At 38.5% G+C, this 20597-nt stretch carries 18 protein-coding genes and 1 pseudogene; all 19 read right to left on the reverse strand.

From position 1 onward, the window contains the following. Positions 1-16: 16 nt before the first annotated feature. Positions 17-1057: pseudogene (locus tag DW896_RS21890) on the reverse strand (acyltransferase family protein). Positions 1058-1060: 3 nt separating this feature from the next. Then, a complete protein-coding gene (locus tag DW896_RS14845) occupies positions 1061-2110 on the reverse strand; it encodes a glycosyltransferase family 4 protein (RefSeq protein WP_098032679.1) in 1050 nt (349 codons plus the stop codon). Next, the gene (locus DW896_RS14850; RefSeq protein ID WP_098032678.1) at positions 2110-3069 is read right to left on the reverse strand and encodes a glycosyltransferase family 2 protein; all 960 of its coding nucleotides are present in this window, start codon (positions 3067-3069) and stop codon (positions 2110-2112) included. The genes DW896_RS14845 and DW896_RS14850 overlap by 1 nt, the downstream gene beginning before the upstream one ends. A 1-nt stretch (position 3070) precedes the next feature. Next, positions 3071-3979, reverse strand: a complete 909-nt coding sequence (locus tag DW896_RS14855; protein WP_119993470.1) for a hypothetical protein — start codon at positions 3977-3979, stop codon at positions 3071-3073. Between the two features lies 1 nt (position 3980). Further along, positions 3981-4910: an acyltransferase family protein gene (locus DW896_RS14860; RefSeq protein WP_119993472.1), complete on the reverse strand. Its 930-nt coding sequence runs from the start codon at positions 4908-4910 to the stop codon at positions 3981-3983. Beyond that, positions 4910-5737: an acyltransferase gene (locus DW896_RS14865; protein ID WP_077154668.1), complete on the reverse strand. Its 828-nt coding sequence runs from the start codon at positions 5735-5737 to the stop codon at positions 4910-4912. The genes DW896_RS14860 and DW896_RS14865 overlap by 1 nt, the downstream gene beginning before the upstream one ends. A gap of 124 nt (positions 5738-5861) precedes the next feature. Further along, a complete protein-coding gene (locus DW896_RS14870) occupies positions 5862-6569 on the reverse strand; it encodes an acyltransferase (protein WP_008777780.1) in 708 nt (235 codons plus the stop codon). Positions 6570-6572: 3 nt separating this feature from the next. After that, complete coding sequence (locus DW896_RS14875; RefSeq protein ID WP_243634829.1) at positions 6573-7631, reverse strand: alpha-1,2-fucosyltransferase; 1059 nt, start codon at positions 7629-7631, stop codon at positions 6573-6575. A gap of 8 nt (positions 7632-7639) precedes the next feature. Continuing rightward, positions 7640-8971 carry a hypothetical protein gene (locus tag DW896_RS14880; RefSeq protein ID WP_008777782.1) on the reverse strand — a complete coding sequence of 444 codons (1332 nt, stop codon included), beginning with the start codon at positions 8969-8971 and terminating at the stop codon, positions 7640-7642. A 2-nt stretch (positions 8972-8973) separates the two neighbouring features. Further along, a complete protein-coding gene (locus tag DW896_RS14885) occupies positions 8974-10410 on the reverse strand; it encodes a lipopolysaccharide biosynthesis protein (RefSeq protein WP_119993474.1) in 1437 nt (478 codons plus the stop codon). A 22-nt stretch (positions 10411-10432) separates the two neighbouring features. Then, positions 10433-11203: a hypothetical protein gene (locus tag DW896_RS14890; RefSeq protein ID WP_098032673.1), complete on the reverse strand. Its 771-nt coding sequence runs from the start codon at positions 11201-11203 to the stop codon at positions 10433-10435. Positions 11204-11369: 166 nt separating this feature from the next. After that, on the reverse strand, positions 11370-11864 hold the full coding sequence (locus DW896_RS14895) for a hypothetical protein (RefSeq protein WP_119993476.1): 495 nt from the start codon (positions 11862-11864) through the stop codon (positions 11370-11372). Between the two features lie 741 nt (positions 11865-12605). Beyond that, positions 12606-13145 (reverse strand): hypothetical protein, encoded by a 540-nt coding sequence (locus DW896_RS14905; RefSeq protein ID WP_008777786.1) that lies wholly within the window; start codon positions 13143-13145, stop codon positions 12606-12608. Positions 13146-13262: 117 nt separating this feature from the next. After that, complete coding sequence (locus DW896_RS14910) at positions 13263-13979, reverse strand: tyrosine-protein phosphatase (RefSeq protein WP_098032671.1); 717 nt, start codon at positions 13977-13979, stop codon at positions 13263-13265. A gap of 2 nt (positions 13980-13981) precedes the next feature. Further along, positions 13982-16378 (reverse strand): polysaccharide biosynthesis tyrosine autokinase, encoded by a 2397-nt coding sequence (locus tag DW896_RS14915; RefSeq protein ID WP_119993478.1) that lies wholly within the window; start codon positions 16376-16378, stop codon positions 13982-13984. 9 nt (positions 16379-16387) lie between these two features. Then, positions 16388-17185, reverse strand: a complete 798-nt coding sequence (locus DW896_RS14920) for a polysaccharide biosynthesis/export family protein (protein ID WP_008777789.1) — start codon at positions 17183-17185, stop codon at positions 16388-16390. A gap of 12 nt (positions 17186-17197) precedes the next feature. Next, complete coding sequence (locus tag DW896_RS14925; protein WP_098032669.1) at positions 17198-18343, reverse strand: MraY family glycosyltransferase; 1146 nt, start codon at positions 18341-18343, stop codon at positions 17198-17200. Between the two features lie 10 nt (positions 18344-18353). After that, positions 18354-18890, reverse strand: coding sequence for a UpxY family transcription antiterminator (locus DW896_RS14930; RefSeq protein WP_098032668.1), 537 nt, complete (start codon positions 18888-18890; stop codon positions 18354-18356). 462 nt (positions 18891-19352) lie between these two features. Then, positions 19353-20561, reverse strand: coding sequence for a site-specific integrase (locus tag DW896_RS14935; RefSeq protein ID WP_009276712.1), 1209 nt, complete (start codon positions 20559-20561; stop codon positions 19353-19355). Positions 20562-20597: the final 36 nt, after the last annotated feature.

Consider the following 20597-nt stretch of genomic DNA (forward strand, 5'->3'; position numbering starts at 1 on the left):
ATCTTGAATTATTTCATTAAACCAGTCTAAAGATTTCCTTCCATCTGAAATCTTCTTTTTCAAATAGTTGCTTAAATGTTCTACCTAATGTCCTCACGGCGTATGCCAATAGAATAACCTCAACAACCAAGATGATAATATTCAACGGGAACAGGTAATTTATTTTATCTGTAAACAATACATACTGAACAATGTATGATTCCAAACACAATGCAGCAATAGCCTGAATACCATACCCAACATTAGACTTCATCAGTAGTTTAAATATATCCGCCTGAAACAGATTGTACAAATAGATACATGTGCCCATTAAGGGCACTAACGATAACATCTGGTAAGGGCAGAGATTTTCTTTTTTAGTACACGCCAACAAAAGGCCCAAGTGTAACCCGGTACACACTAAAGTCATAATAGCATCGCGCCAAACCTTCTGTTTCAGAATTACATTCTTCGAACCTATGTATGCTCCCATCAGCATAAATGGAAACCAATAAAAGAATCTAAAGGTATGGTTTCTATACATGTGATAACTGCCTATGTCTTCATACATTACAAACCTCACTATCGGTATTATGCAAGCCACAACAAATACCCACCACTTAAAACGCATCAGATATTTACGAACAAAGTACAGCAGTACATAATACATCATAATGCAAGGGATAAACCATCTACTGGCACCTCCAACAATTTGTCCAATGTTCATGTCATCTGCAAAACAATAGAACGAGAATATCGCCTAAGCAAATACACTGGGGTATATTCTATTAATACGCCTCTTATACCAATTGTCGAATCGGTCTATTCTGCCAAGAAACAATGTGTATCCAGAACAAAACATGAATAGTGCATCACCAATCGTACCGCCAGTAGCAAACATTTCGTATTTGGGTGGATACATCATGTAACTATGCACATTTATAATCAATATCATAGCCACGAACTTTAACAGTTCAAGTGACAAGTCTTTACCCTTAGCTTGACTGTGATGGGGGGTAACCAAAACAGGGGAAGGAATGCCTGTTTGAATGGCATGCTCAAAAGTCATATACTCCATGGCTTATCTTCTCTTGTATTTATCAAGATAAGTTTTTACGGTAACTTTGATATCATACAGGTCCAGCACTCGCTTGTAAGCAGCTTCTACCTGCTGCTGATCGTTTTCATGTTTCAGAAATACCTCCAGTTTATCTGCACAATCAATAGGATTGCCATTCTTGAACACATAGCCGTACTTACCATAATCAATAACCTCTTCAGGGCCTTGGCCGGAAGATACCACCACAGCCACTTTTGCAGCCATTGCTTCGGCTACAGTATTTCCGAACCCCTCACGTATGCTTGGCTGAACGAATACATCATAATCACATACATGCTCAAAGATATACGATTGGGATTTCATGCCATGGAAGGTTACATTCTGTCCTAAGCCAGACTTTTGCACCATACCTTCAAGATATGGGCGTGAAGATCCATCGCCTATAAAATTGATCATAAAGTTATGGTAACCACGCTTCAAAAGTTCTGCACCAGCCTGTATCAAGATATGTTGTCCTTTGTCATCATGGTCAAGACGTCCAACCTGTACTATCTGCAACATATCTTTCCAATCACCCGATTGCCGTTGTTTGATAAGTTCCGGACGAATACCATTGGGATTACAGATACTCTCCGTTCCATTATATGCAAGAAGGGCTCGTCGAACGGAATCAGAGATAGCAAACACACGAGGTACAAGATCTATACTTTGGGTATTCTTCGGTTTGGGGAGTGCATGTAATGTAGCATTAGTAATCTTCTTATGCCAGGGTACAAGTATTAACTTATACATAGACGAACTATGAATATGAATTACATTGGGATGCAACTCGTACAGGAGATAATTCAGTCGCAACATCGGCAATAAAAGGTTAGCACCATTCTTGCGATGGCCATAATGGAGCTTTATTCGCTTGTCAAGACTGTCATAGAGCGTGCTCTCAACCGTAGAGTCCTCCATAACAATCAGATGCACATCATGCCCCAACTTTATCTGTTCATTACAGATGTTTACCAACATGGTCTCAATACCTCCGAATGTAAACATCCAAGTAACATGTACGATTTTCATTATTTTATATTTGATCTTAATAAATAATATCTGACATACACATAAATACAACCGGCATAAAAATACAAACCACCCAAATTGAATGTATATACGAATCTCAAATGTGTAGGAACCTTACCTCCAATAGATACTAGTTTTTGTTTACATACCATTGCATCTTTATAATTACCAATCAGAAGATTGCAATCCAGCATAACTTTATAAGCATTTCTAAGAATCGATACTCCTTTGGGCTTTTGCGAGAGTTCCTCACCATACCACTCAACAAGCAGTTGTTTAGAAAGAAGCCCCTTTGCAATCTGTTTTCTATCATTTCGAAGAACGTTTCTGGTTACGCTATCAGTACGATTTCTTTCGCGAATTGTAACAATTCTATTTGTATAAAGAATCTTCTGAGCCTCACGATAGAAACGCTTGAAGAACACTCCTTCGTATATTCTCAAATCTTCATCAAAAGGGTATTTCTGTAAAGTTTCCGTCTTGATGCAATGAACAAAGTCTCCAGTAACCTCCTCAAATAGAAAGTTCTCGAAAGTTAGCTCAGCCTTTTGCTTACCCATCAGCAACGAACAGCTCTGGTAGTATTCAACCATATCATCTGCGGCAAAGCAATAGTGCATATACTTTTGATTGCTAGCAATAGAATTTATAAAATTGATTGCCTCATTCACAAAATAGTCATCACTATCCAAGATGATACAATACTCACCAGTAGCCGCTGCAATAGCTGCATTACGGGCCGCATTGGTACCTCGATTCTGTGAAAATGGGATGAACTTAATATGTGGGTGTTTATCAGCATAGTTTTGCACAATCTTCGGAGTCTCATCATGAGAACCATCATCCACAACAATATGCTCCAGTTCCACACCCCATTGGAGGTTGCGAATCACGCTATCTAAGCATCTCGCGACACAATCAGCTCGATTATAGACAGGGGTTATTATTGAATATTTCATACTATTTCAATTTTAGCAGTTCCTTCTGACCATTCTTGCATAGATAAACAGTCTCGGGATATTGTTGGAATTCGAGGATCTCATCAGGCACGATATATTCCAATCGTTTGCCTTCGAGATAATAATTGTTTAAGTCCTCTATAGATATGCCCATGGATTCATTGTCGGCAATCTCCTGTACCATATTGATTGGGAAACTTAGAATGAAAGGATACTCGTATGTCAAGCCATGATCCATCAGGTTTCGAGGCATGACATAATGAACTATATTTGCTTCAAGTGTAGTGGGGTTGGCATAGATGATTTTTGACTGCAACTTCAAGCACTGCTTGGTGCTATAGATATGTGCGTCAACAGAGAAGTTATAACCCCAACTGCGAGCATCGCGGTGATTATGAAAATCCCATTCAAGCTTACCGTTATTAACAGGGATACTTGCTGGACGTTCTGTAATGTTCTTGCCTAAACGAAGTGAAATCTGATTTATATCCGGATTCTGTTCAATGAATGCAAGGTCATTCTTTGACAGTTCAACGTCACGGATGAATGCTGAATCATCGGTCAGGTACATGGTGTATTCACAACTGGAAGTAGCCAACATGTTATTAAGCAAATCGCGAAAGTTGGATTTTTGCTTACGTATGTGGTGATACTTCAATAGTTTTTTCAGATTGTATGGGGTCATGTAATCCGAGACGTGATAGCCAGAAGTCTTACGTGTTTCCTTAATAAACTCATATGCTGGATATTCCTTTTGAAGGATATCATAACCCTTCTGGAAATCATCACCACTGGTATTGTAAAGCACGGAGAGCTTATAGTTCGTCTTCTGCCAATGGCATTGGATACTTGATAGTAATGCCTCAAGCTGCAAAGCGCGATTGAACGAGAAAATAATAATATGAATCATACTATGATAGTTTTATCAATGGTTTGAAGCCACATATCTGTGGCAAATATTTAAATAAAAGAAACGAAACAAGGATGGTTGTTAGTGTGACGATTCCGTATGATAACCATATATTTAAATGCAATGGCGAAATTGCCAAAACAATATAAGGGTGTATTAGTAATATCAAAAGCGAAAATTTTCCGATGATTGCCAACTGTTTAGGAAGATAAGAACAAAACTGGATCAAAGCCAAACTTTCTATTGCACCAACTAATAACAGTTTCAACCAATTATCTTCATAATGATTCCAGTAGTTATCTTGAATACCAGACGGAATTATTACGACAATACATAAACCGGTAATTATCAGCAAGATAGAATACCACCCCCCCCTATATAGGAAATACTTCCTAACAAACTCACCTATTGCTAGATAACCCATGGCTGTTAATGCTGTACTACAAAATAGAGGAAGTACAAGTTTGTGGTCATGAAAAGAATACGTACTGGTGATATAATAGCTCACAGCGGACAAAACTATCATTGCAAGGAACAACAGTTTGCTATTATGTATGTATTTATGTAGAATATAGTTGATGACATAACACCACAATGTGCATATAAAGAACCACGAAACGCCATGAATCATACTATATGGATTTGCAACTTTCAACAATGTGGTCATAAAGCCTTTCTCAAATATGCTTATGATAAACATCGGAACTGAGAAAAAAGCCATTGGGATCACAATGGTGTTGAGTTTCTTTATAGCCATCACCTTGAAAGAAGACTCCTGCTTGTAGAATACGCCCATAATGATAAAGAAGATAGGCATTACCCAACCATCTGTCCATGTTGTATGCATGCCCACAACATGCCACTGAATGATGACAAGCATTGCTAACCCACGAGCAACGTCAATGTTATCGTATCTTACTTTTTCAGACATTATTTTGAAATGAGTATTTTGAATCTTTGATTGATAACTTTGATTACAGGTATCTCAACAAAAAGTAAAATGAAAAATCCAATGATGATGGATAATGAATTTATATGCAAGACCTTATTAACAAACACAGGTATATTAACAAACAACATGTGAGTACAGAGAACGATTAATGAGTTTGCTCCATAATGGCAGAATGCATTAGATGTAAACTTCGTATATTTGGCAATGTCACCGGAAAGAAGCACAATACCGATAGTGGCTAAAGAGGAAACCAAAGCAAACTGAAACATTGAGCATGAAATATAGCATTGACTGACATTACATGACGGTGTATTGGGTAAATAAAGAAACCACGATATCAGCAGTAACCCAATACCCACAAAAGGATATTTTTGCTTTTTCAAGAGAAAGTCCTTAAAAAAGGATCCTCCAAGGAAAAAGGGTATACACATTAATGATACATTCACGTAATATGGCTGTAACACATTATACTTTCCACAATAGTATCCTACTATTCCTAATACCATACTTACGACAAATGCAAATAGGTTAGGAAGATACCGCAACAGCACATAGCCTATTAATGAGATTTCTGCTAATGAAAGCAAGAACCATACAGGTGTATTTGCATACCCATGTGTTGCTCCTAAAAGGGGGTCAAAGAAATCCATTAAATCAAGCTGTCCGTGTTTGGTAATGGTCTTGGCTGCCTCAAAAGCATACCCGATTATGTAGAATGAGATGTATGGAACCATTAACCTCTTTATACGCTTCAGTGGTTTATCGGCTTTAAAGAACAATCCACTCAGGGTAAAGAATAGTGGCATATAAAAGGTTGTAATCCACCCCCCCAATTGTTAAAATATATTAATCTGTTAACACCTGGTAGGTGAAAGAATACGACTAGTAGGATACCTATACCCTTAGAAATGTCAATATGCTCGTAACGTTTCATTTTTCAATAAATTGGATGTCTCCATTAGTTGACTTTATTACATTATGTTTCTTTTCAATAGCAGGAGTACCTGCTAACAACGTATTGGGGGTGTTATACTTTTTATTTGCAGTTGAATTAGCAGCAAGAATACAACCATTTGGTATCAATGTATTCTTGAGAACTAAACTACGAGTTCCTATCCAACAATAGTCACCAATATAGACCTCGCCAGCGGCTTGATATAATTCTCCTGTTTCTGTATTCATAACGGAATGCCAGTCTGTATCCATTACCATTGCACTCCAGCCAATAGCCGTACCAACACCCATGTGCATTTTGTTGACACATACAAATGTGCTTTCCGCAGTACTTGAAAAACCTGCTCCAAGCGATAATGTTCCTGTTTTGCCTACACTAAGTCTTGTGCCTTGTCCAAAACATACAGGTCCTTCGAGTTCTATTAAACCAGCTATCTCTAATATTGTTCGAGAATACTTCTTGTCAAATATACCAGTTGATGAAAAGCCTATGCTCAACATTTTGGGTGTGATTGGAGTTTTCTTAACTATCACCTTTCCATCAAGACAATTAAGTACACAGTTATATCTTACGAATATAGGAAGTTTGAGAGCATATTTTACCCCCCCCCAGCCCAATAGTTTGACAGAAACGTAAATTGATTTAGGGATGGATAACAATTTCACGAAGCGAGAATCAGCCATATCTTAACAATGATTTGTGGTGTTAATTGTAATAGAAGGAGAAATAGTGATCTTATTTGGATTGGTGTTGAAGAAAGTACCCCACCACCCAAAAGAACTTGGAACTATAATATTATGCTTGCACATGGCCATAAGCTGCATATCACGGAAACTGTCTTCGCCCTTATTCCAGTCAACAAACTTGATGGTGTCCTTACGTATGTCAAGGCCGAATAACTTAGCGTTATCTCTGCACCATTCCACGCTACCTGGATTGGTGAAGAATACAAATTCCGGATTATCTACATGCTTTCGGATGTATTTTACAGCACGCTTGAAATAACCATACTTATAACACCATGCAAGCCCGCCAAGTGCATCACCTCTACGAGCATGAATAGCTACAGAATTGACGGTTTTGAGGTATTCAACCATCTGTAGGTTCTGTTCATCTACTATCTCGGGAAACCTGAATGACTCTCGTATCTGAGCCTCAATCAAATGGATATCATTTCCACGATTGCTAAATTTTAACCACTGGCCAGTGAAAATATCGCTATCTGTATGACAGAACAGTTTGTCACGAGAATCGTTTGCATAAGCGTATTTCTCTTCGTTGAGAGACTGAAGTACGCGCTTTACTGTATTTCCAATATATGACTCTCTGAGTCTGTCCTTCCACGTTTTATGCTGGTCTTCCGTACCTGTAATAATATTATGGTTAGGATCAAAGTCGCCACGAACATTTTCAAGTTGAAGACCATGACGATTCAGAACCTCCGTGAATACAACGGGATAATTCCAGTTGTGAATCCAGAATTTTGTTGCACGAATTTCTGATATTATCTGAGTCCACTCGTCGTCCGAAAAGAGAGACTTGATGTTCTTTGGTTCTTTGATACCAAAAATCTTCTCAAGTTCATAACCGTTCCATTGGCAAATGACCTCGTTACACTCAGGAATTTCAAAAACTATCGTTTCTATAAAAAACTCCTGATTCGGATTGGCATATTTCAGTGAAAGATATTCACAATAGGAAAGCATCTGGTTGCCCAGACCAGATTCTATGTGGATTATTATCATAGCTGCTACTAATAATTTTTGATAGATTTTTCATTTGTCGATGGCATTAGTGCCAAATTAGAGGATAAAAATGGTAGTATAAGCATATCTTGATATGATATTCCTGGTCCAGAGATACTCAATGCGAATAGAGTCAATAGATATAAATACATGCAAAATGTGATTGGGTGATATTCTCTATTTTCAAAATGAATTTTTACGAGCCTAACCCAAAGAGAGATAAAAAAGAATGCACCCAGAAAACCATATTGCGCAATGATATTACCATATCCTATGTCCGGCGTAAATGTTGGACTAATAATCTTGTTCTGGTCAACAAGACCTATTTTGAAATTATATAGCCGTTTTGCGACTTCCGGTTCTGATGGAGGCAGGAAACCCAATCCAAAAACCGATTCAACAATACCGTTTGTCAACATATATTCTGCCCTCTCATAAACCCAAGCAAAACGATATGTTAATGTCCCAACATCATCATGCGCTTTACCCGTGTGTGCATAATCTATAAACCGCCCATGAATAAATGCAAAAATATCACCTTTTGTACCAGCTTTTTCACCAAATCTTGATAGCAATGCATCTGACAATGGGATAAAAAGAATAGCACCAATTATTGAAAACTTTAGTATTGTAGATTTTTTACCACTTAAAAATATTCCAAGAAATGTAAATAAGACAACAAACACCATAATGGTTCTTGTCATTGTAATAAAGACTGCGGCAGCAAATACTATTGCTGAAAACTTGGAGATTTGTTTTCCTATGTAGTTGGGAAATAATAAAGACAGATAGAAAAACAAGGTCATGTAAACAGGATGATTGTTATATCTAAGCGTATGAGTGATTCGATCATACTCCGGTGTTGCCACTCCTAATACAGGCAAACCTGTTGAACACTGTATTATGTATAACAATGCATGAATAAGAGTAATATAATATAATGCCTTAAAAAGCCAAATGATATCATCTTTTGGTACGTCTCTTAGAAAAAAATATGCCGGAAACAGCCACAATTGGCGGCATCCCATAAAGGATTGAAAAGGAGTAAGACCATAATATATCATTCCCACTGCAAAAGATATAATTAGGAAAAGGGAGAGTCGGCTGATACAGAATAACAATTTAGAATCTTCTGTAAAAGCAAGCGTTTGGATACGTTGACTTACAGTTACTATTATCATATAGACAATAGCTAAATCAATACCATTTACGGCCATAACTGCCATTGGTACAATTTTCATGTAACGCAAAGCCATGAATACAAACAGCAATAGGCTATATCTTCTATAACCGGTAAAATGCAGAAGGAGCGCAATTAATAATACAACCAATCCCAGCATAATTACTTACGTTTTATTGGAAGCAGCTTTATACCCATTTTAAAATAAGGGTCTCTCACAAAAAGTAATAATAGAAGCGAACAGCCCAAAAGCAATGTAACGACTACTCTAAAATAGATATTTATATCCTCCATAAAATTTGAAACGACAAGGCAAAGCAGAGTTACAAAAATCTGTTTCAATAAAGTAGGAGAAACATCCCTTAACTGACTCCATATACCATAACCGATGGGCTTTCCACATACCGAAAGGTTGAGGAAAAGAAGTAGAAAAGAATATATAGATAAACCTGCGGCAAATAGATAGACGTTGAAATGTATTGTAATGAATACGATAATCAACATAATGCATCTCCTGCTGATTTCCAGATAAAGTATTTTTTTTGACTCTCCTTTTACAAGTAAAATATTTAGATTAACACTATGCAGTGGAAAGAGCAATCCACTTATACCTAACAACAAAAAATACACGCCGGCCTCACGCCATTGAGAACCCATCAATATTCCAAACAAATCTGAGGATATACCCATTAATAGCGACATTACAGAACCGACAAAAAGGATTGTTATCATTATTACTTTTTTATATGCTCCTTTTAAATCTCCTCCATCATTGTAGACTTTTGCTAATGTTGGATATGTTACATTTTGTATAACCCCTGTAGTTGATGTAGAGGCTATGGTTTTTATTCTGTCAGCTTGAGAGTAAAACCCTAAATCTGAAGCAGAATAATATTTCCCTATTAAAATGGACTGTATATTACCAATAATATTTCCTATAAGTCCAGAGATAAGAATATCCTTAGAAAAAGCAAAATATTTAGCAAAACTGACCTTTGAGAATTTTAATATAGGTACAAAATCTGTTGATATCCACAGAAACAACGATCGCAGGAACTGACTCAATACCATTTGGATTGCTAAAGCCCACACATTCTCATAAATATATGCAAAAATAATAGCAACAATTGCAGAAATTATAGATGATGATATAGAGATAATACATAGTTTTTTGAATTTTAGCTCTTTTTGCAATATAGTATTCTGAACAAGTCCTACAGCCTGAAACGGTAACATTAGGAACACTACCTTACTCAGATCAACAAGGATTGGTTGATTATAAAAATCCGCGATTAACCCCGAACATAAGTATAGTGCTATGTAAAAAACCATAGACAATACAACATTAAAATAAAGTATTGTAGAATAATCCTCTCGAGATACCATTTTTTCTCTGATTAGAGAAAGACCAAAGCCTGAATCTATAAAGCTATTTGCAACGGCATTAAATACTGCAAGCATACCAATTATACCATAGTCAGAAGGTGTGAGATATCTTGCCAAAATAAAGGTACACAATAGTTGAATACCCATATTAGAGAAGCGCTCTACACTATTCCAAATAGTATTTTTGGCTAGATCTTTCTTGATGCTGCTCATTGTGAATGGATTATTTGAATCATTATTCGTTTAACATTTGAGCGACTATTTCTTCCTTTTCCGGATAAAAGCTATTACCCATTATTAAATTGTTTTTCACGAACACAGCAGGATTCCCTTTAATGAGAATGTTATCACCATTTATAGAAAAGTCACCTGAAACATTTGAGTTACATGACACAATCGAACCATTTGGTAAGATCGTTCCTTTACCGATTGTAGAACGATTACCCACAAATACATCGTTTCCGATAATAACAGGTTTTAACCGGGGATAATACTTGTTTTTTTCTGTATTATAGACAAAATGAAAATCGGTGTCAAATATCTGGCACTCCCAAGACATTCTAAAATCATTTCCTATGGATATTTTCTTGTAACATACGACTTTACTTAGATGGCCAAATTTCACTTTATCAGCTACCGAAAAAACAGCACCTTCTCTAATTAATATTTTTACCCCCGTTTGGCATATAAAAAGACCACCTATTTCGATTGTTCCGCTATTTTTGACAACTAATCTTGAAAATCCATCCTCAATTACAGGGATAGGCTGTGTTCCCAATCGGACAAGAGAAGGTTTTATAGGGCAGTTAAACTTTATTGACCCCAGTTTAATATCCGTGTTCTTGCCAATCACAATAGGAAATTTTAAAGCATCAGAAATAGGGAAATACTTAAAATTAGTATATATTGTTTTCAGGAAATCAACATGCTTTCTGTATCTAAAAAGATAATGGATTCCTTTAGCCTTGTCTTCATCCAAAAGAATTGACAGAATTTTTTCAATCATAACCAATATGGAAGTTAAAATTAATCTACTTATTTTTTTACATTAGTTATTTTACAGCCAACCAGACTCGCTCAATATGTCATGGAAAAGTTTTCCAGTACCATTCAAGCAGCAACTTTTATGATTAGTCCATTCACCGCCGAGAAAATTATCTATAAGCCCAAGATTAATGAATGATTGATTGGGCTTCTATAGAAATGTTTGTATTCTCCTCCAAGTAGTCAGGAAGACTTTTGAGGTCAGGCAAGAATGCTTTGGCTACGACAGAACAGAGCCTGAGCATCTCGTTATTATTGATTCTATTCATTAATCTTGCCTTGTAGATGCTGCCCATAATCATCGCCTTGTTTTCTTCTGTGCTAAGCAGGTGAATCAAATATGCAGAGATGTGTTTATAATTTTCTTGACTCAGGCTAGAATAGAACTGATTCTTGATTTTATCGTCAATGTCTTCTGACACTATGAGAAATTTGGCCAGTTTCTTCGTAAAACACCAGTCTTTGACGTTGATAAAAACCTTCCCAAATTTAAGGAGAGAACCAACATACGGGACATCTTTGTATGTCTCGATAATGTCGGCTGCAACTTCCAACTCCAGTTCCCCATTCTGCTTTATAAAGTCGGCGTCTCTTTTACTTCTTTCTATTTCAAAAATATTCATGAGAATCACTAGTGTCTCTTAATAATTGTAAAGAGATACGTTAATTATTTGAATTACAATATTTATTTTCAAAAAATGCTTGTCGCACATTTGAATCAGCTATCTTAGGGACTGAGCCAAATTGCAATAGCTATGAATATTAAGAAATATGTTTTCAATCAAATGACTTCATTCCTTCTAAAACGCTATTTTGAGCGATATGCTAAGAGATTATCTTCTTTTTGAAGCTTTTGCCTATCACATGGTAAACATGGCTCAACAAAAGCGAATTGACAAGGAGTTCGATTTGAACGGAACTTTTTATGCTTTTGATTCAACAGCAATAGACTTGTGCCTGTCATTGGATGATTGAACCCGATTCAGGAGCACAAAGTCTGGTATCAAAGTCCATACCCAGTTGGATAGCAGCATCTTCGAGTAAAATCCTTTTGGGGAAACTCTGAGAATACAGTCAGAATACAAATATATGTGGCTATCATTATTTATTGTTTGGTAGCCATTATTGAGAGTGTATTAAAACTCAATAGGGACATTTATGAAGTAATGAGGACCTTGGTAGTTCTATACTTGTGAAAGACAATATCAAGGATTTATTTAGCTATGCTGAATACGACATTCTTTATAAAAATGACGGTCAGTTGGAATTGGATTTTACATCATAATGAGCCATATTGAGATGTTTTGCATTTTTTTAAGAGACACTAGTGATATTATCTACTAATTTTGAAGCATACGTATGCATCAAGCAATTTTAATATTCCACATCTTTTTCGCCAATGCCTTGATAGCCTTTTCCATGATTTTTTCTTGACCAGATTTGATTCTTGCCCCCAAACCATTTTTGATAAGCATACAATTGGCAAAGGCATTAGCGTCTATTTCAACCTGTTGGTTTGTATTCTTGTCCATACTATCTTCATCGCCCTCGTTTCTGATATAGTGCAGAAATTCATATTCCCATTGATTGATGACAGCAGGAAGTTCGCTTGATTTTCCTCTTTGCTTGAAATCTGCTATCACTTGATGTTGGTAAAGATGACGAGCTTCATGGCTGAGGATGTATCTCAAATCAAACTCGCAATCACTTCGCAAGCATAGTTCTACCCATTCTTCATTAATATACAAGGTGTTTCCACCCCATTCTGCAGAGTTAAATGCAGAAGGGAATCTGCCGTCATCTATGCAAAAACGTAAGGTGTACAAAGAACTGTCAATATGAAGTTCCTTACACGCTTCGTCAAAGTATTTTTGTATGCGTGTTTTAGTTTCTTGATTTATCATAATCTTCTACATAAAAAATTATCTTCCCACAGTGCCATAGTCCGAACCATCGCCGAGAATCTTCTTGAAACTGGGTAAATCATGGGAATCGATATAATTAGGAATTCTTTTCATGAATTATAATGTATTAGCATTCACCCCGTCCAAGAGCTTTGTCTGGTTATGTTTTATTGAAGAGAAAAGCATTTGCTGATAACGATGACAAGAATGTGTGTCGCATCCCATTCTATCATACATCCCATTTCTCAATATCCATTCCGCTTTCCCTTGCACACGCTTTCCGTACATACCCGCCAGCGATGGCAGATTCAACTGAAACGAAATATGTTCCTCTTTCAAAGTATTATAGTCTTCCTTCTGCATATATTCATACCGTTCCGGATGTGCCAGCAAAGGATAATAACCTTTCTTTTGAATGCGTTGCAGAACGGACAAAAAATCCATCGGAGGGTTGAAGTAGGAGGTCTCCACCAACAAAAAACGTTTTCCTTCTTCCAAAAGAAGCAAATCCTCTTTCTCCAATCGCTCTTCAAAAAGATTATCAAGCATATATTCCGCAGCAAGCTTCAGCTCCACCGCGCCACGGTACTGCTGCAACAGTTCCCGGAACTTACGCTGCAGCGCAAGGGTCTCGTTGGGGATGTCTTCCATGATGTGGGGTGTGAGCCATACTCTACGAATCCCTTGTTGCTCCATTTCCCGCAAAATTTGCAGAGACTCTTCCATAGATTGTACACCGTCGTCTACTCCGGGAAGCAGGTGACTATGGCAATCCACCATACCTTTGAGTAAGCCACTTCGAGAAAGGACTGTTGTTTTATGAAACAACCACATGATTACTTGGACCTGTCATTGTTTCCATAATAAGAACCGCTTCCATAACCATACTGATAGCCGTAACGATAACCATAACGTCCGCCAGAGCCTTCCGTCCCATTGAGGATTACAGACATATTCTTGTATTTCTTTTCTCGATAGATGTTTTCCAACTCCGGAAGCATGCTGCGTTCCAGCAAGCCTGCACGTACCACAAAAACGGTACGGTCGGCCAGTTTCTCTATGATTTGCGTATCGGCCACCAATTCAACTGGCGGGCAGTCTATCAATACAACATCATATTGCTGCTTTAAGGTATGGATTGCTTTCTGTAGACGGTCATCGAACAACAGTTCGGTCGGGTTGGGGGGGATAGTGCCGACGGGGATGAAACTGAATGAAGGGTGCTGCTCGTTCGTAACAATAATATCCGAAAGTTTGTCGATATGTCCTCCTAAATAATTACTCAAACCAATTTTGGGCGAATGGATATAAGCTGAAGCAGAGGCATGGCGAAGGTCGCCGTCAATAACCAATACTTTTTTATTTTTGATGGCAAGACTTATGGCTATGTTCATGGTCAAGAACGATTTTCCACTGCCCGGATTGAACGAGGTAACTACAATCACATTGGAGGATTGATCTTTGCCAATCATGAATTCCAGATTGGTACGCAAGACACGAAAAGCCTCATTCATAATATCACGGCTTCCTTCTTTAACCACAATGGTATGTGCCTCATATGATTTTACTCTTTTCTTACCACGTATAGACAAAGGAATCTCTCCGATAAAGGGAACACTTAGGCCATCCAAGTCCTTTCTTCCACGAACACGGGTATTCATGTTCTCACGAATGAAGATGATGACTACCGGTATCAATATACCCAAGGCAAAAGCCACCAGGAAAATGTTCTTCTTTACGGGAGCGGTAGGAATCATGCTTCCTCCAGGTTTTGTTATAATACGGGTATTGTAGGCCGTAAATGCCTGAGAAAGCTCGTTCTCCTCACGTTTTTGTAACAGATATAGGTAAAGTGACTCCTTCACCTTTTGTTGGCGTTCCACGCTAAGCAGGTATTTGGACTGCTTCGGGTTGGAGGCAATCTGCGAAGTTGCCTGTCCCCCAATGGCCTCCAAACTTCTGATTTGTGCACGCAAAGCTACCATTTGGTTGTCAATGGAAGTGATCAAAGCGCTTCGCATATCATCCAACGACTTGTCCATTTCCCTGACTAAGGGGTTCTTGGCACTACTGTGAGACACCAAGCTATTGCGCTCCAATAACTTGGTATTATATTCATTCAGTTGTGTGGCAAGGCTTGCATTTTCAATGCCGGAATTGGCAGGGAGTAACTGATGTTTATTGTTTTCATTGGTCAAATAGTTCTTTATGTATCGGGCCATATATGCCTGGTTGTTCAATTCACGAATTGCGGCATTGGCTTCATTGGCTTGAGTCATATACATATTTGCCGCCGCCTGTACATCCGGCAGCAAATGCTCACTTTTGAAAGAAGATATATCATCATCCACATTGCCAAGCTCACCCTCTATCACACCCAAACGCTCATTGATGAACATGGAGGTACTGACCGCTATCTGATTCTTGTCCCTTACCCAGTTCTCATTGTAAACGGATATAAGGGTATTGAGCACATCTTCCGCCCGTTGGGTGGACACATCCTGAAAAGACAACGTGATGATATTGGACTTCTCATCGTTCTGGGATATATTCAAGCGAGCTGAACAGCCAGCTGATGCCGCAGACAAAGACTGGCGGGTTACATAAATTGTGCTTACCGTTTTATCTGAATAAGCAGCCGATGGAATAACGACAATAGGGCCTAGGGGGCTTTGAATACTGTCATTCAAATTGCCTTTCACAAAACCATCATTTTCTATTTCTGTTCCATTCCGTGTAAAAGAGGATAATTCCACTGCACCATCCTTTGCCAGATGCAGTTCGAAAGTTGCGGATTCATTCTCGGAAAGATTAGGAATCACCACCTGGACAGGAAGTTGGTTTCCATACACAGTCTGTTTATGAAAACGTCCGTCTGTCTGATAATTCATTTCCAAATGCAATCGAGACACCACTTCACGCATGATGTCGGGAGACTTCAAAGTTCCCATCTCGTTATAGACATTGGTGTTGGTCGTAAACAGTCCCAGATCGGAAAAAGACTCCATATCCGTAGAAGAAGATTTCCCTTTGGAATCGTCCTTAATCAAAATAGAGGCAGTTCTGACATATACCGATGGGGTTCTCAACAGATAAAAGGTCGCAACCCCCAAACATAAGGCCAATGAAATGGCAAACCAGTGCCATTTGTCGAGACAGAGGTAAAACAAATCCTGTATGGTAATGAAATCCTGCGTATTTTGTACTGTTGATTTATTCTGAATAGTAGCCATTTCTCTTTTTTATTTAGCGATAAGTACAGCGATGGAGGTCAATAAAGAAGCCAGGGAAATCCAGAAAGAGGTGCTGCGCACATTGTTCCCGTTTACGGTAGACTGACGGGCTTTGGTGGCATTAGGCTCCACATATACCACATCATTCTGTTGCAGATAATAGGCAGGTGAAGTATAAAGATGCTCAGCCGAACAGAGATTGACACCATAAACCCGCTGTTTTCCTTCTTCTTTACGTAATACTAATACCTTTTCTCTCTTTCCGTAAATAGTGAGGTCTCCCGCTTGGCTTAAGGCATCCAGGATTGTAAGGTTATCCTTGTCGATACTAAAACGGCCGGGATTGTTCACTTCACCCATTACGGCTACGCTGAGATTCATATATTCCACCGTAACGACAGGGTCTTTAATCAAATCATGCGACTGTAGCTCTTTCTTAATATAGGCAGCCACCTCTTCACGGGTCATACCGGCTATGTGAATTTCTCCCAATACGGGAAAGTCAATGTTCCCTTTGGAATCTACCGTATAACCGGACACACCACGATTAGAACCGGAAGAGCCCTCCATGCCGATCTGTTGAGAAACAATCGGCAAGTTAAACAGGTTGGTCAGGCGCAAATCCTGGCTGTTGACTAAAATAGACAATTTGTCTTTCGGTTGAATCTTAATCTCTACCGGAGCAGTAAGCGCCAATTCGCTTTCGCCCGGACGTAAATCTTGAAAATAAGTGACTTCTTTTGAAGTTGAGCAAGCTCCTAAAAACAGGAGTAATATTGCCCCAATTAAATTTTTGCAAAAATTCATATTGATATAAAACTATAGTTTCGAATGAGCTATATGGATTCTACGGGTTAACCATAGATTACCCAAGATCCATATAAAGATGTCCAGTATTAAAAGCAAGGTTACATTTATATAACGTGAAAGCAGAATATTGCACAGTGTAAAACAGACAGATACCAGTACAATGGCAATCATAACTGTACGCTGTCTCATGCCAACAGCAAGCATTTTGTGATGGATATGGTTCTTATCTGGCAAAAAGGGATTCTTTCCGTTTCGCACACGGTGCAAATAAACCCGTACCACATCAAAACAGGGAATGATAAGCGGTGAATAGGCTAAAAAGAAAGCATTAGGCTGTTGCATAGAGTGATTTACCGGAAACCCGTCAAGCAGTTTCAGACTTAAAATGCAAGTCATCATACCAATCGTCAAGCTGCCGGTATCACCCATGAATATTTTGTTCTTTTTGGCAGGATCTCCAAATACGTTATAATAGAAAAAGGGGACGAGCACTCCAAGTGTCGCAAAAGCGAGCAGGGCATAAATGTATTCACCTATTATAAAAAACACCAAACCATAAAAAAGCATAGCTACTCCACACAATCCGGAAGCCAATCCGTCTATCCCATCTATCAGATTGATGGCATTGATAATAAATACCACGGCGAATAAGGTAATGGGGTATCCAATCCATTCAGGAAGAGCGTGAATAAACAGCAAACCGTGCAGGTTATTGATCCACAGCCCGCCTGCAATGACCAGTAATCCGCAAATAATCTGTATGGCGAACTTGGCACGGTAACGGATACCAATCAGGTCATCAGCCATCCCAACCAGATAAAGCATCATAATGGTACAGAAGCCGAATGCCAACGGGCGGCTTTCACTGCCGATATTACCAAGAAGCTGACCGTACCCCAACAACATATTGAGTCCCAAAGCAAGTGCCACCGAGAAAAAGACAACCGGTTTGAAGGCTATCCCTCCTAAACGGGGTACTACCCCCTGATGGATCTTCCGTTCATCAGGCACATCAAACAGACGCTTACGAAATGATATCAACAAGATTTGTGAAATCAAGACGCCGGCACAAAATACGCTCAAGGCGAATACAAATAAGGAATTGACAACCCAAAAGGCACTGGGATTGTCCATTACATTCGAAACAACAGTCATAAATATCGTATCAGACAAATTGAATATATTCAGGAAGAACCTCCACCGCAACAGCGAGATAACCCTTTAATTCGACAAGCAAGCGTTTTATCTTGCTGCCTCGTATTTTAAGCAAACAGCCCTCATATCCATTGAGAGAGCCTCCGATAATCCGAATTTTACGTCCGCACATCTGAGGGGTTATCTCTTCCGGCAAATAATATTTGGGTGAATCGGAACTGCTGACGGCTTGTATGAATCTGTCCATTTCCAAATCAGACACAGTCATAGGTTCCCGGAACGTATTCCGCAACCAACGGTATTGAAGCGTTTTGGTTCTTTCCACAATGGAGTCCAAATGCCGACGGGAATCATAAACAAAGAGCAAATCTTGAATGACCGGAACTTTCTCACGTACCTTTTTACCCTTTTGCAAAATGATTTGCCACTTCAAGGGGACAAATACCTTTACACCCGCTTCTTGCAATTGTTTGTATGCCGGCTTTTTAGCATTGCACCGTTTCAAATCACGCATGACATACCATTGTGCGTATTCAGTATTTTCCATCGAAATGCTTTAGTTTAGGCAAATATTACCAATCCTGCTTGATCGATCTATTTACTAATAATCAAGCAGTTATATAATACTTTCCAAAAGTAGGAATCTTTTGTTCCTTTAATCATCCCTTGCATCGCTATTCTAGAAGGCAAGTATTCACTTATACTAAAACATACTACTCTTCTTAAGAGAAGTACATCTTTTAGTTATAAAGCGATAATAACTTGATAAACAAAGTCATGTTAGAGGATATATGGGGATGATTGTTTTTCATTTTACGCATTATGTTGAAGATTCTTAAAAATAAGTAGTAAAAAAAGTTCGCTTTATGCCTTGATTTTTAGATTTTTTCGTACTTTTGCAAACGAAATATACTTCTCTTAAGAAGATAAAGTGACTATCGCTACTCTTTCAAGTTCATTATATAGATGTACTTCTCTTAAGAAGATATGTACCTTTTTCGGTATTTATTTATATAGACATCAAAATGAGACTATTTGCCTTGTCTACAATAGATGTGTCTAAAGAGGCAAGATAAATTCGGGTGGTTTGCTCCGAATCATGTCCCAGTGCCTCACTGATGACAGGCAAAGAAACATTTTTACTTTGAGCGATGCTGGCCCAAGCATGGCGGGCAACATAGGTGGTAAGTGGAATACCCAGACCCATTTGTTTGCCAATGTGTTTCAGATTTCTGTTGATACGGTGCGCTTCATTTTGGTATTGATGCCATTCGTCCACACCATTGTTCTGAATAATTGGTAGCAGGTAGGAAGTTTCAGAGGTATTGTATTTATCAATAAGTTCCTGCATGGGCTTTTCCCATTTGATAAACAATTGCTGACCGGTTTTTTTTCTCCGATAGGTCAGGATTCCATTCTGGAGGTCTTTCTTTTTCAGGAATGCCATATCCACAAAGGACATTCCACGTGTATAAAAACTGAACATAAAGATGTCTCTGGCAAAAATGAGAGACTTCTTATTAAGATCCAAATCCCGTATTCTTCGAATCACGCTGAGGGAAACCGCCCGTTTCTTCGTTTTGTCTATGCCGGTATAGACATGCTTGAAGGGATTTCGTTGAACAACAAGCCCTTCATTCACGGCCCGGTTATAAATGGCCCTGAGGTTACGCATATAATACGAACAGCTATTCGGGCAGATGCCATTCCCTTTGAGCCAGCTTTCATAAGCTATCATCTGATTGGAATCCATTTCATCCAACGGGACATCTCCACGGTTATTCAAGTAACGTTCAAAACTGTTCAAGGCACACTGATAGGTACCAGCTGTGCGTACCTTACCTATCTGCCTCAATTCTACCAGCAGTTCTTTTCCATATAAAAGGAAAGTGCAATTCCCTTCAGGAGCAGTGTAAAGTTCTATTATACGGTCCACAGTGAAAGGGCTGTCTTCCTGATTCAATCGGTTGATGCATTTCTTTATTCGGAAAAGGTCTTTATCAATTTGATTTTTTAATGCGGCAAGATAGCTTTTTCGGCCTTCTCCACTTCCTGCCGAGACATTGATTTCACCGGAAGCAGAAATCCACTCACTTGGAAACAGTTTGTAACCGGTGCGGATATGCCGTACTTTACAATGATGAATTATTTGATAATGAACCGTTCCCTCTTTAAGGATAACGGATGAAGGACTGAATTTTACTTTTACACTAGTCATAAACAATCAATTATTAGTTTAACATATGGAATAAAA

This window comes from Bacteroides sp. AM41-16, from assembly GCF_003603495.1.
Classification (GTDB): domain Bacteria; phylum Bacteroidota; class Bacteroidia; order Bacteroidales; family Bacteroidaceae; genus Bacteroides; species Bacteroides uniformis.

Excerpts from the sequence above, each read along its gene's own strand:
- DW896_RS14875 (WP_243634829.1), bottom strand. The coding sequence starts at position 7,631 with ATGATAATAATCCACATAGAATCTGGTCTGGGCAACCAGATGCTTTCC.
- DW896_RS14845 (WP_098032679.1), bottom strand. The coding sequence starts at position 2,110 with ATGAAAATCGTACATGTTACTTGGATGTTTACATTCGGAGGTATTGAG.
- DW896_RS14870 (WP_008777780.1), bottom strand. The coding sequence starts at position 6,569 with ATGGCTGATTCTCGCTTCGTGAAATTGTTATCCATCCCTAAATCAATT.
- DW896_RS14915 (WP_119993478.1), bottom strand. The coding sequence starts at position 16,378 with ATGGCTACTATTCAGAATAAATCAACAGTACAAAATACGCAGGATTTC.
- DW896_RS14860 (WP_119993472.1), bottom strand. The coding sequence starts at position 4,910 with ATGTCTGAAAAAGTAAGATACGATAACATTGACGTTGCTCGTGGGTTA.
- DW896_RS14905 (WP_008777786.1), bottom strand. The coding sequence starts at position 13,145 with ATGATAAATCAAGAAACTAAAACACGCATACAAAAATACTTTGACGAA.
- DW896_RS14890 (WP_098032673.1), bottom strand. The coding sequence starts at position 11,203 with ATGATTGAAAAAATTCTGTCAATTCTTTTGGATGAAGACAAGGCTAAA.
- DW896_RS14880 (WP_008777782.1), bottom strand. The coding sequence starts at position 8,971 with ATGCTGGGATTGGTTGTATTATTAATTGCGCTCCTTCTGCATTTTACC.
- DW896_RS14930 (WP_098032668.1), bottom strand. The coding sequence starts at position 18,890 with ATGGAAAATACTGAATACGCACAATGGTATGTCATGCGTGATTTGAAA.
- DW896_RS14865 (WP_077154668.1), bottom strand. The coding sequence starts at position 5,737 with ATGCCACTATTCTTTACCCTGAGTGGATTGTTCTTTAAAGCCGATAAA.
- DW896_RS14920 (WP_008777789.1), bottom strand. The coding sequence starts at position 17,185 with ATGAATTTTTGCAAAAATTTAATTGGGGCAATATTACTCCTGTTTTTA.
- DW896_RS14850 (WP_098032678.1), bottom strand. The coding sequence starts at position 3,069 with ATGAAATATTCAATAATAACCCCTGTCTATAATCGAGCTGATTGTGTC.
- DW896_RS14910 (WP_098032671.1), bottom strand. The coding sequence starts at position 13,979 with ATGTGGTTGTTTCATAAAACAACAGTCCTTTCTCGAAGTGGCTTACTC.
- DW896_RS14925 (WP_098032669.1), bottom strand. The coding sequence starts at position 18,343 with ATGACTGTTGTTTCGAATGTAATGGACAATCCCAGTGCCTTTTGGGTT.
- DW896_RS14895 (WP_119993476.1), bottom strand. The coding sequence starts at position 11,864 with ATGAATATTTTTGAAATAGAAAGAAGTAAAAGAGACGCCGACTTTATA.
- DW896_RS14855 (WP_119993470.1), bottom strand. The coding sequence starts at position 3,979 with ATGATTCATATTATTATTTTCTCGTTCAATCGCGCTTTGCAGCTTGAG.
- DW896_RS14885 (WP_119993474.1), bottom strand. The coding sequence starts at position 10,410 with ATGAGCAGCATCAAGAAAGATCTAGCCAAAAATACTATTTGGAATAGT.
- DW896_RS14935 (WP_009276712.1), bottom strand. The coding sequence starts at position 20,561 with ATGACTAGTGTAAAAGTAAAATTCAGTCCTTCATCCGTTATCCTTAAA.